At 54.3% G+C, this 12,560-nt stretch carries 9 protein-coding genes; 1 reads left to right on the forward strand and 8 read right to left on the reverse strand.

What is annotated here, in order from left to right; translation table 11 throughout:
• Positions 1–84 precede the first annotated feature (84 nt).
• The 5 genes from ACG2XO_RS02640 to ACG2XO_RS02660 form a co-directional block, all read right to left on the reverse strand.
• Complete coding sequence (locus ACG2XO_RS02640; RefSeq protein ID WP_410499296.1) at positions 85–1,890, reverse strand: bifunctional alpha/beta hydrolase/class I SAM-dependent methyltransferase; 1,806 nt, start codon at positions 1,888–1,890, stop codon at positions 85–87.
• A gap of 6 nt (positions 1,891–1,896) precedes the next feature.
• Positions 1,897–2,532: a lysophospholipid acyltransferase family protein gene (locus ACG2XO_RS02645; protein ID WP_410499297.1), complete on the reverse strand. Its 636-nt coding sequence runs from the start codon at positions 2,530–2,532 to the stop codon at positions 1,897–1,899.
• Positions 2,533–2,672: 140 nt separating this feature from the next.
• Positions 2,673–3,623: a phosphatidate cytidylyltransferase gene (locus ACG2XO_RS02650; protein WP_410499298.1), complete on the reverse strand. Its 951-nt coding sequence runs from the start codon at positions 3,621–3,623 to the stop codon at positions 2,673–2,675.
• A complete protein-coding gene (locus ACG2XO_RS02655; protein WP_410499299.1) occupies positions 3,616–4,263 on the reverse strand; it encodes a CDP-alcohol phosphatidyltransferase family protein in 648 nt (215 codons plus the stop codon). The genes ACG2XO_RS02650 and ACG2XO_RS02655 overlap by 8 nt, the downstream gene beginning before the upstream one ends.
• Before the next feature lie 413 nt (positions 4,264–4,676).
• The gene (locus ACG2XO_RS02660) at positions 4,677–5,882 is read right to left on the reverse strand and encodes a multifunctional CCA addition/repair protein (protein ID WP_410499300.1); all 1,206 of its coding nucleotides are present in this window, start codon (positions 5,880–5,882) and stop codon (positions 4,677–4,679) included.
• A 96-nt stretch (positions 5,883–5,978) separates the two neighbouring features.
• Here ACG2XO_RS02660 and cysK point away from each other — a divergent pair, with 96 nt between their 5' ends.
• Complete coding sequence (cysK, locus tag ACG2XO_RS02665; RefSeq protein ID WP_410499301.1) at positions 5,979–6,908, forward strand: cysteine synthase A; 930 nt, start codon at positions 5,979–5,981, stop codon at positions 6,906–6,908.
• Positions 6,909–6,967: 59 nt separating this feature from the next.
• Here cysK and ACG2XO_RS02670 read toward each other — a convergent pair whose 3' ends face one another.
• From ACG2XO_RS02670 to ACG2XO_RS02680, 3 genes are all read right to left on the reverse strand, one after another.
• Positions 6,968–9,118 carry a PAS domain S-box protein gene (locus ACG2XO_RS02670; RefSeq protein ID WP_410499302.1) on the reverse strand — a complete coding sequence of 717 codons (2,151 nt, stop codon included), beginning with the start codon at positions 9,116–9,118 and terminating at the stop codon, positions 6,968–6,970.
• 135 nt (positions 9,119–9,253) lie between these two features.
• Positions 9,254–10,774, reverse strand: coding sequence for a threonine ammonia-lyase, biosynthetic (ilvA, locus tag ACG2XO_RS02675; protein WP_410499303.1), 1,521 nt, complete (start codon positions 10,772–10,774; stop codon positions 9,254–9,256).
• 72 nt (positions 10,775–10,846) lie between these two features.
• Entirely contained in the window at positions 10,847–12,412 is a 1,566-nt protein-coding gene (locus tag ACG2XO_RS02680) for a DUF3369 domain-containing protein (protein ID WP_410499304.1), read from the reverse strand.
• Between the last annotated feature and the right edge of the window lie 148 nt (positions 12,413–12,560).

The following is a 12,560-nucleotide window of genomic DNA, read 5'->3' on the forward strand; positions in this document are numbered from 1 at the left end:
CCCCTCAATCCCCCTTTTACAAAGGGGGAAGCCAAGGTCAAAACCCCCAGTGGACTGCGTTCCGCCTTGATGCGGGCTCATAAATTAAGGCATCACTTCGCCCAGAGCGTCGCGAGTGTTTGAACTGGCGACCGTTGGCGCGATTTTACGCTGTGCCAGCGAAACGGTAAAAATTCCCCACTCGTCGATGCGTTGGCCGATTTTTTCAAAGCCTGCTGCGGCAACGAGCTGATCCATTTCGGCTTGCGTGCGGCGGCGCATCACCCAGGCTTTGCCGTCTTTGTGGCTGGTCAGCGTGCGGGCGATCATTTCCAGCTGTGGATGCCACGGCTGATTGGTGTAAACCAGATAGCCGCCTTCGGGAATGGCGGCGGCCAAACCGGCGAGCGAGTCGCGTATGCCCTGATTTTCGGGGAATAACTCGTAGAGGCCAGACACCACCGCCAAAGTTGGTTTCGGCTCCAGCGTAGCTAGGCTCTCGCGATCAAAAGCATTGCCTTGCGCAAAGCGTGCCTTATCGCTCAGGCCGCGCTGCGCAATCATGGATTGCCCGGCTTTGACGTTGATGTCGCTGTAATCGCGCAGCAGCACATCATCAAAAGGCAGGCCATCAATCGCGTCGAGAATATAGCGGCCATGACCGGCGGCAATATCGACAATCTGCACCGGTTTGCCTGCCGCGTGCAGGCTGCGCACAGCGTCGACTATCAACTCCTGCAAATGGATTTTGCGCTGGCGGATTCCGCGCCAGCCCACCGAATCGAGATAGGCTCTATCGCCGAGCTTGCCCAGCGGCGTGATGCCTTGCGCCTGATTGCGATAGACATAATCGAGCGTCGATCCAGAATCAAAGCCGGTTTGCCAGCCAAGCTGGATGCCGCTCGATAATTTGCCGATGCTGGCCAAGGTGCGGCGCGTAATGCCAAATTCCCAGCGCTTGGGGCTGAGCAAGCTTAATGGCTGCTGCAGAGCACGATACTCATTATAGGTATAGCCCTGAACGTCAGCCAGGCTTAAATCTGGAGGCAATACCCCCTGATCAACTTTGGCGATAAAACTGCGGATCAGCGCAAAGGCTTTTTCGCGTTCCAGCTCGCCCAAGGTATCGTGATAAAAACCGTCGAGAACGTGTTTTTCTTTCACAGTAGAGCCCAAGCGCTCGAAAAACTCGTGCTGTGGGCCGTGGTGCACGACAAAATCCGCGCCTGAGATCAGCACTTGTGTCGGCACAGTAATCGCGCCCGCGTCGTCGATAATGCGCTCGGCGGTGTCATACAGCGCCAGCAAAATATGCGAGGCAATCGGCCTAGTGATCAGCGGGTCGCGCTCATAGCTGGCGATGCGTTCGGGATCGTGGCTCAGAAAGCGCGCTTTGACGTAGGAATTCACAAAAAACTGGCCGCGCAATTTTTGCATCAAGGCAATGCCGGTGCGCGCTGCGGGGACATACAATTTCACTTTAAACGCGGGCGCAGCCAGCACCAGCGCACGGATATTCGGCGCGTAATCGTGCACCCACGTACTGGCTAGCACCGCACCGACGCTTTGTGCGATGACGATCATGTCTTGCGGCGCGTAGCCGTGTGCATGCGTGATGTGCTTGATAAAGCAATCCAGATCGCGCACGGTGCTCGCCAAGTTCGGCGAATAGCCACGCAGCCCTTCATTGCGGCCATGGCCGCGCGCGTCCCAGGCAAAGAAAGCCGCATCGTCCAGACCCAATTCGTCAACAATGTGCTGGACGCGCCCAGAGTGTTCGTGCCCGCGGTGCAGCAGCACAATCGCCCGCCGTGCGCTACCGACCTGCAGCGGCGCCCAGTGGCGATAAAAAATCCCGTGTTGATCAAACGATGAAAACTGACTTTCCTGGCATTCACGGATTTGACGCATCAAACATTACTCCTGTGTGGGAACGACTTTCTTGCGTAAATATTGAAACTGCTCAGCAATTTGCACCTTAAACAACGGGCGTTCCGGCAGCCACGGCAAAGGCCGGCCTATCGCGACATCGACAAAAAACGGAATCGGCAACCACTGCCCGCGCCCCATTGCGCGGCCAAGGCCGTGCATATACACCGGCACGATTGGCGCTTCGGGGAACTCCTGCGCCAGATACCACAGGCCCGATTTAATTTCGGAGAGCTGCTCAGGCTCGCCGCGCGTGCCTTCGGGAAATAAAATCAGCACCTTGCCTTGCTGCAGGGCTTCGCGGCAGCCCGCTAATGGATCGCTGCCTTTTTTGGCGCCACCGCGCTGCACCGGAATAATGCCAATCACCTGCGTGGCAAACCACGCCAGCGCACGATTGCGCAAAAAATAATCCGCCGCCGCTGCCGGGCGGACATTGGCGATGTCTTTTAAATCAAACAGCGAATACAGCGTGAGAATATCGAGATGGCTATTGTGGTTGGCGATGACGATTGCAGGGCCTTTATGCGGCAGGCGATCGGCATTGCGCACCGTCAGCCCCAGCCACAGCTTCACCACCGGACGAGCAACCAGCAGGACAAATAAGGTTCTGAAATTGAACATACTTCCCCTAAGTATTGAGAAGTTCGACATTCAAATTAATTCGAAATCCAAAAGCATGCAGGCAAGGCGTACGGCCGTAGACAGTACATCGAGTACGGCAAGGCCGTAACAACGCAGCATGCATGTTTTTGCCTTAACTTCTAGAAGTAGAGGTAACGGATAAAGTGGAAAAATAGCGGCGCGGTGTAGGTCAGCGAATCGAGCCTATCCAGAATACCGCCGTGGCCGGGCAACAGCGTTCCTGAGTCTTTAACGCCCAAATCGCGTTTGACGGCAGAAATGACAATATCGCCAATAAAGCCCATCGTGCCGATCAACAAACCCGCGCACAGCGCATGCAGCGGGCTTAACGGCGTCAGATACGGTGCGATCAGCCAGGCCAGCAAGGTCGTCGTTGCAATGCCGCCGAGCAAACCACCCAGGGTTTTATTCGGGCTGACCGTTGGGCTGGCTTTGCGCCGACCGATTGATTTGCCCCACAGATATTGCGCGACGTCATTCGCCTGCGTCAGCGCGACCAAAAAAAACAGCAACTTGGCGCCCTCGCCCGCTTTGCCCGGCAAATCAAGCAAAGCAGCCAGATGCGACAGGCTGAACACACAAATCATCAAGCCCCAATGCAAGGACGACGCTGACTTTAAAAAACCTTTGGTTTCGCCAATCAGTACCATGCGCATCGGCAAGAGCAGCAACATATACACCGGAATAAACAGTACAAACATCCCGTACCACGAAATACCGATCCAGAAATATTGCAGCGGAATCGCAAGATAAGCCCAGAACAACACGATATGGTCGGCTTCACGCGTCGCAGATAAGGTGAGGTATTCCTTAAACGCCAAAAAGCTGACTAGCGCAAACACGCTCAGCGCCAGATATTTATGCCCGAGCAAGGTCAGCGAAAACACCAGCACGATCCACCACCAGGTATTGATCCGCGCTTTCAGCTCGCGCCAATCTTTGCTTGGGTAACGCAAGCCCAGCATTTTCACCGTCACACTGGCGATAATGAGTAATGCAAAAACAGCAAGCAAGGCGTATTGCAATTGCGGCGCGATTGGCGAAATAAAAGACCGAAAAAATTCAGGCATTGTTTACCTCGGCCAGCATGGCACGCGCGCGTTTAATGCAGGTCGCAAGCAACAATAGCGAGGCGATGCCAAATACCCAGCTCAATACCGGTACGCCCATCGGTATCAGCCCCAAGCCATAGACCAAAGCCAGCGCACCAAAAACAAAGGCACGATCACTCTTGCCCAACGGGCCATCATAACGGCGACTCGCACCGAGCATGGGGCCAAGCACGCCGATAAATTCAGTGATCATGGCAAGGATCAAGGCGGTAAAAACCAAAGGGACAGCGATCGGGTCGTCAAGACGCCAAGCCAGGATCAAAAACGGCATCGTTAAAGCCGCATCAGCAATCACATCACCGACCTCGTTCAAAATCGCACCCAAATTCGATTTTTGCCCATGTTCACGCGCCAGCATGCCGTCAATGGCGTTCAGTGCCATGCGAATAAACAGCCAGATGGGTAAAAGTAACCAGATCGATTGCCCCGGCACAGCCTCTTGCATTAAGGATGAGAAAAACAACACCATCCCCAGCTGCACGGAAACTGCCATCGCAAAAATGGTCACCACATTGGCAGTGACACCCGCCGCCGCCAAGCGAATCACCAGTGGACGGAGCAGAGATTGAAAGGCAGATTTAAGTTGGTAGATCGACATCGATTTCTACGCCAAAGTCATAATGCCGACATTATTAACATCGTTTTCCCGCGCTGAAAACCCAGGCCATAAAGCAAAAAAACGATTGAGCTGAAAAAGCCCATGTGAGCTAAGTCACTATTTCTAATGAGGAAATAAAATTCACCGGCACAAAACCCCAAGAAAATAGCTGTTTTTCTATCTGTAATTCAAAGACTTAAGCGATACGGGTTTACCCTAACACCTAACCTTGAATCCAGTTTAAGGTGGGCTTATGGCCTCTGCGCAGGGGCTTTTATCGCATGCAACAATACTGAAAAATTTATTCAGTTTTTTGACATATAGACGAAAAGAAACCGGCTCAAAGGCCGGTTGGAAAATCAGCAATACCAGCCCCCAATCGCGCACAAATGATTAGGCTCTGTTGTGCCGTTTCATTTCGCAGCGGCAATCGCCGCAATCCGCGCCTGCTCGACCGCGTGTGGAATTTGTTTTTTATCGCTGCACGACTGCGCAATCTCACCCGCGTTCACCGCATTGGCCGCCGCCAGCAAGCGACGCAAATAGTCGGGCTGCGGATAATCACAATCTTCAAACTGGTAACGGCCGCGTGCGTCGGCCAGACACGCGTCCAGCATTTGATTAAAGCGTTCGGGACGACGGAAAGCATCGCAACGAACAAATAATTTCAACACCGTTTCCGGCCGTAATTGCAAAGCGGTATGCACCTGCGTGTGATCACGGCAGACCATGACTGCCAAATCGCGGCATTCGGCGGGTACGCGTAAGCGCTGGCAGAGTTGCTCAACGAGTGGCACGCCGCGTGATTCGTGCATGATGTGCTGCGGCAATATATCGGCTGGCGTCGTCGCCTTGCCCAAATCGTGGCACAGCGCAGCAAAGCGCACGGCCAGTGGCCAGCCCTGCGCTGCGGCGTAGTCGAGCACCAGCATCGTGTGCAGCCCGGTATCGACTTCGGGGTGGTAGTCGGCGCGCTGCGGTACGCCCCACAGTGCGTCGATTTCCGGCGCAATGCGCGCCAGCGCGCCGCATTCTCTGAGCGCCGCAAACATCAGACTGGGCTGGTCTTCCATCAGGCCTTTGGCCAGCTCCTGCCAGACGCGCTCGGGCACCAGATGATCGACTTCACCGTCGGCGACCATTTGCTGCATCAGCGCCATGGTTTCCGGTGCGGTGCTAAAACCAAATCTGGCAGCAAATCGGGCGAGGCGCAAAATGCGTACCGGGTCCTCAGAAAACGCCGGCGAAACATGGCGCAGCAACTTGGCCTTCAGATCGGCCTGACCATTGAATGGATCAATAATCTGGCCGTCGTCACCCTGCGCCATGGCATTAATCGTCAAATCGCGGCGCAACAAATCCTCCTCCAGCGTCACCACCGGGCTGGCATGAACAGTAAAGCCGGTATAGCCGTGGCCGCTTTTACGTTCAAGGCGTGCCAGCGCATACTCCTGATGAGTATCTGGATGCAAAAAAACCGGAAAGTCTTTGCCAACGGCCTGATAGCCTAGCGCGAGCATTTGCTCGGGCGTCGCACCGACAACGACCCAGTCAATGTCTTTAACGGGCAAACCCAATAAACGATCACGCACTGCACCGCCAACACGATAGACCTGCATATTCTTTCCTTAAAATGAAGAGTTACTTCAACTGATCTGGCAAGTAAGACTACAATCTATCGATTATCCCCTAATTCACCTCAAGGATGGACACGTATGAAAATCGCCAATGATGTCACCGAACTGATCGGCAAAACGCCGCTGGTACGCCTGAACCGCATTAACGACGGCGGCGCGACCATCGTCGCCAAGCTTGAATACATGAATCCTTCGCATTCGGTCAAAGACCGGATCGCGGTCAGCATGATCGACGCCGCCGAAGCCGCTGGCAAAATCGGCCCGGACACGGTGATTGTCGAGCCAACGTCGGGCAATACCGGCATTGGTCTGGCGATGGTCTGCGCGGCGCGCGGCTACAAGCTGGTGCTGACGATGCCGGAAACGATGTCGAAAGAACGTCGCGCACTGCTGCGCGGCTATGGTGCCGAACTGATCCTGACTCCGGGCCCCGAAGGCATGGGCGGCGCGATTGGCAAAGCCAAGGCACTAACCGAAGAGCACGCCAATTACTTTATGCCGCAGCAATTTGAAAACCCGGCCAATCCGGAAATTCACCGCAACACCACCGCGGTTGAATTGTGGGAAGACACCGATGGCCAGATTGATATTCTGATTGCCGGCGTCGGCACCGGCGGCACAATTACTGGTGTCGCTGAAGTGATCAAAGCGAAAAAACCATCGTTCCAGGCGATTGCCATCGAGCCTGACGCCAGCCCGGTACTTAGCGGAGGCGCCAAAGGCCCGCATCCGATTCAGGGTATTGGCGCTGGCTTTGTTCCGGCGGTTTTGAATACGGCCATTTACGACGAAGTGATTCGCGTGACGAACGACGATGCATTTGCCACGGCACGTGCGATGGCAACACAGGAAGGGATTTTGTGCGGGATTTCAGCGGGTGCAGCAACCTGGGCTGCAATTCAGGTGGCTCGCCGCCCGGAAAATGCGGGTAAATTGATCGCTGTGATTATTCCATCGTTTGGCGAGCGCTATTTGTCGACCAAGTTGTTTGAAGGTTTGTCCGACTAATACCACCAACAGTATTGCCGTGCAGCCCATATTTATAAAAGGCTGCACGGCAATACCCATCATAACAACTCCACCCTGTCGTCCAGATCGCGCCAGTTACTGATGTCACGGAAAATCAGCACCGCACCAATCGTCCGGCCGTGTTCGTCACGGATTCGCGCGGCAGTTTCTTCAATCTGAAAATTCAAACCGAACTTATTGAGCAAAACGCTGCGACGTGCGCCATGCGCCTCGGCACCTTCGCGCAGAATATTCGCGACCAGATCAGGCATAGGCAGGCGATGAAGGTGATCGACCGTCTGATAAATCGTCGTCAGCATCTGACCGCTGGCGGCAGCGCACTCCCAGCCTATCAGTGACGATGCCACCGGATTGAGATAATCGACCCGACCGTCCACATCGGTCGTAATCACGCCATCGGCAATCGAGTCGAGCGTTGCCTGCGCACGTCGCTGCTCTGACAACAAGGCTTTCTGAGCAGCACGGATATCCGTCACATCGCGACCAATACCTCGATAGCCTTTGAATTGGCCTTGCTCATCAAAAACCGGATAACCCGAAACGCTGACAATAATGGTTTCGCGTCCCAGCGTTGAAGTGTATTCAAAATCCCGGTATGGCTGCTGCGCCGCCAGCACTTCGCGGTGCGCATCCCATTCGGCCTGGGTCAAGCCACCCTGCCCCAACTCCCAGCGTCGTTTGCCAATAAAGTAACTTTGTGGCAGATCGAAACGGTTAAAGAAACCACCGGTCACCATCGTAAATCGAGCCTCGGTATCTTGTTCCCAGAACCAGTCACTCGACAACTCGACCATATCCTGCAAATGATGTTTTGCTTCTTTCAGTTCAAGCAGCTGCACATAAGCAGTAGAGACATCACGCACCTGCATCAGGGTCCCGGTGTATTCCAGTTGTTCGTTGCGTATCGGTTGCAAATTCACTTCAAGCCAGCACGAATGACCGTTTTCCCCCGAATAAGGCACAGTAAACGTCATCGGCAGCACCAGGCCGCCAAGCTCGGCGGCGTCAAAAATGGCATCCTTCCTGCCCAGCAGGCTCGCGCTATCGCTGGCAAACAGTCTTTGCGACTCATCATTGGCGTATTTAATCTGGCCATCCGTGCCACGGATGATCAGAGCATCATGACTTTTCTGCATTGTTTCAATCAACAATCGCTCGCTAGCCTTGCGCTCGTATTCGCGCAATTGGGCCTGCATCAGCATTTGCAATGACCAGCGCCGCGACGAGTACAGGAACTGCATCAATACCGCACATAACAGCAAACACAACATGCCAACCAAACCAATAATCAGCAGCCACTCGCCTTGCTGCTGGCTCCAGAGCTGCGATTTGGACTGATAGGCAAGTCGCCACTGGCGACCGGGTAAATGAATAATTTGATTGCTGATTAAACTCTGACCAGACTGAAAATGCTGCCCCATAACCTGACTGGCGCGAGGCTGGTTTCCCAGTTGCTGCTGGGCATAGCCCTGATCGAATAATTGCCAGCTCAGATCGTATTCATCAATGGAACGAACTAGCGGGCGCATGACTTCATCCAGACGCAAATAGGCCACAATGGTGCCTACATGCTGAGCCCGGCGCTCGGAAACCGCGGGCTCGCGCGACAATTCGCGATAAATGGGGGCATAGAAACAGAAAATATTGTCTTGCCCGATCTTGAAAACCGGGCTGGCCAGCATGCGTCCGCTGTCACGTGCCAGAGCAAGCCCGTCTTTCAATGCCGACATGGCGGCCAGATTATTGCCCAGCAGACTTTCAGTTTGCCGGTTGATCGGATACAGATGTTCGACAAGCAATAACTCCTGCGCGCCGTCAACTTGCGATGGCTGGTAATGCCGATAAACCAGTGGCGCAATCCGCTTGTCAGCACGTACCGCCTGAATGTGTTGCGGCAGCTGCTCTTTGGCCACGGGCCGTGCCAGCGCCACGGCCAGCAAGCCGGGATGCCGATACATGACATTGCTTTGCAGTAGCAGATTATAAAACTGCTGCCGATCCAGCGTAGGATTGAGTGTCAGCGCGGCCTGCAAACCCAGTAGCACTTCCTGCTGCTGAACCAGCCGTTCTTCTAGCTGGGCAGACTGCGAGGCGGCCATCAGGTCCAGCCGGTTTTGTGTTGCCAGCTGCATCTGCTGATGCAACAGAAAAAGCGCACCCAGAATCAATGCGGCACCAATGAGCAGCACGGAAAAGAACACCGCATAGCGCCGGAAAAATCTGCCTATCAGCTGCAAGTTCACCCCCAAAAAATGGCACCACGATTTTCACGCAATACACACGAGCCATTACAGGTGTGCGGCGCGGCGTGTGGTGCTTGCTACTTATTGATCGGTTCCCAGAAAGAGCTGGTAGGCCTGATTCTGCGTTTCAATCCAGTATGGATAACCCAACCGCGAGAGGAAATCCTGAAACTGGGCATCATCCTGCGGCGGCACCTGAATTCCGACCAGTACCCGGCCATAATCGGCGCCGTGATTGCGATAATGGAACAGTGAAATATTCCAGGTGTCGCTCATGCCGTTGAGGAAATTCAGCAAAGCACCCGGACGCTCGGGGAACTCGAAGCGGATCACGCGTTCGTTCACCGCCAGCGGCGCATGCCCGCCGACCAGATGGCGGATATGCAATTTGGCCATTTCATTGTCGGTCAGATCCAGCGCGGGCAATCCTTCTGCTGCCAGTTTCTCGATCAGCTCAACGACTTCGCTGCGATGCTGAATCGACAAGCCGACAAACACATGCGCTTCGGAATCCGAGCCATAACGATAATTGAATTCGGTCACATTGCGTGCACCGATCAAGCTGCAAAATTTTCTGAAACTGCCCGGTTTTTCCGGCACCGTAACAGCCATGATGGCTTCGCGCTGCTCGCCCATTTCGGCCTGTTCGGCGACATAGCGCAGGCGATCGAAATTCATGTTCGCACCCGATGCAATCGCAATCAGGGTCTGCCCCTGCACGCCTTCGCGCGCCGCCCAGGCTTTCATTCCGGCAATCGCCAAGGCGCCTGCCGGCTCCAGAATCGAGCGGTTATCTTCGAACACATCCTTGATCGCCGCGCACATCGCGTCGGTATCGACCAGAATCACATCGTCGACAAACTGTTGCGACAGGCGGAAGGTTTCTTCGCCGACCTGCTTGACCGCAACACCATCGGCAAAAATACCGACCTGTGGCAAGGTGATCCGCTCGCCTAATTTGAGTGACAAATACATCGCGTTGGCGTCGGTTGGCTCAACACCGATGACTTTGACATCAGGACGCAAGCGCTTGATATACGCGGCCATGCCGGCAATCAGACCACCGCCGCCGACCGGAATAAATACGGCATGCAACGGGTCCGGGTGCTGGCGCAAGATTTCCATTGCGACGGTTCCCTGTCCGGCAATCACATCCGGGTCATCGTAGGGATGAACAAAAGTCGCTCCCGTTTCTGCCGCCAGTTGAACTGCATGCTCATAACAATCGGAGTATGACTCGCCAACCAGCACCACCTCTGCGCCGCGACGAGATACCGCCTCGACTTTGATTCGCGGCGCGGTCGCCGGCATCACGATGGTTGCACGGCATTGCAGATGTTGCGCGGCCAGCGCAACACCTTGCGCATGATTGCCAGCCGATGCAGCAACGACACCACGCTCAAGCTCGGCGCGGCTCAGTTGCGCCATTTTGTTGTAGGCACCACGAATCTTGAACGAAAAAACCGGCTGCATGTCTTCACGCTTGAAATAAACATGGTTACCGATCCGGCGCGACAGGTTGGGGGCGAGTTCCAGCGGAGATTCAATCGCCACGTCATAAACGCGGGCGGACAAGGTTCGTTCAAGATAGTCTTTTGTCATTTTGATCAGCCAAAAAATGGGGGATTACCCAGGTAATCCCCCATTTTAACCTTAAAAGCGCGCAAGAAAGTTTCAATGATCGGTTAAGGCCTGCCGGATTTCTTCGATTTTCGGCAGGCACCGGAAAAATGCATCGACGACCTTCGGATCAAAGTGCTTACCAGTGCCTTCGCGTATCGTATCGAGCACCTTGTCACGCGGCCAGGGGTCTTTGTAACAGCGGGAGTGCGCCAGCGCATCATACACATCTGCCAGCGCAATAATTCGTCCGGCAATATGGATTTCTTCGCCCTTGAGTTTGCGCGGATAACCCGACCCGTCCCATTTTTCATGATGTTCGTGGGCAATCGTTGCGGCCATTTTCAGAATACGTGGTTTGGATTCACGCAACATTTCATAACCAAGCCGGGCATGGGTATCCATCACGGCACGTTCATCACCATTGAGCGGCCCCGGTTTGTTCAGTACCAGATCGGGAATCCCGACTTTGCCGATGTCGTGCAAAGGGCTCGCTGAGCGGATAATTTGTGCCTCTTCTTCGCCCAGCCCCAGCTCAAGCGCCAGCACATATGAAAACTCGGCCATCCGGTGAATATGCTTGCCGGTATCCTTGGAGCGGTTTTCGATGACTTCGGAGAGCTGATAAATGATGCTACGCTGGGTGTCTTCGATTTCCCGGTTCAGCATCAGGTTTTCATAGGCAATCGACACATTTTTGCAAAACAGGTCGATCAAATTCGCATCAGGATGTGAGAGTGCGACCGGGCCATCAATGATCAGCAAATTAATCGGGCCATGCGGGGACAGGAAAAAACCGACAAAATGATCACTGGCATAAATACTTTGCTGCTTGGCAATCGCCTCATCAATCGATCCTTGCAAACGGCTTAGCTCGGTTTGCCCCAGTTTTTGACCGCAATACTGGCTATATCCGCCAGTGGCGTACATGACGGTGACATCATCTTCATGACTTAAGGCCGTCATGCCGCCGTTGACGACCAGATATAAGGCGTCCTGCTCGAAAAACAGCAGCGATTGCAGTTGTTCGAGGACCCCCTGAGCGAACTGCTGGATCGATTGCAGACGGAAAATATTGGTCGTGGCATCGACGACCTTGATCAGGCCACGGCGGTTGGCGTCCAGCTGGGCGCGCTGGTGCTCGATCAGCATGATGTCACGGTACGAGCGCAATGTGCCCAGCACCGAGGTATATAACTTGTCGCGCGTTAGTTCGGTTTTAGCCTTGTAATCATTGATGTCGTAGTTTTCAATTACCTGACGTTCCGGTGCAACGCCGGGCTGGCCGGTACGCAAGATAATCCGGGTATGGTGATTATTGAGCGTCTCACGGATTTCGCGCGCCACTGTCAAACCGGCGTCTTCGGTTTCCATCACGACATCCAGCAGCACCAGCGCAATATCATCGCGTGAAGCCAGCAAGGCAATGGCTTCTTTACCCGAATAACACGACATGATATTGAGCGGCCGCTGCAAAAAATCGATATTGGACAGCGCCAGTTTGGTTACATGGTGAATATCGGGCTCGTCATCGACGACCAGCACGTTCCAGGGCTCCACCTTGCTGATCGTCTCATCCTGCGTATCATCGGTCAGCCAGTCATCATCTAACACATTCATATTTTCCCCCCGAACAGGTCCGAGCTGCGCACTGAATTCTGAGCTGCATCAGCATCGTTCGTACCAGTGTAGAACGCACCCTACGCTTTTGCTTGCGGCTTTAATCGTCCGGCACAAGCCAAATCGGGGATAGCTTCACTTTAAAAAT

Origin of the sequence: Chitinibacter sp. S2-10, assembly GCF_046530675.1 — a bacterium.
Lineage (GTDB): Bacteria > Pseudomonadota > Gammaproteobacteria > Burkholderiales > Chitinibacteraceae > Chitinibacter.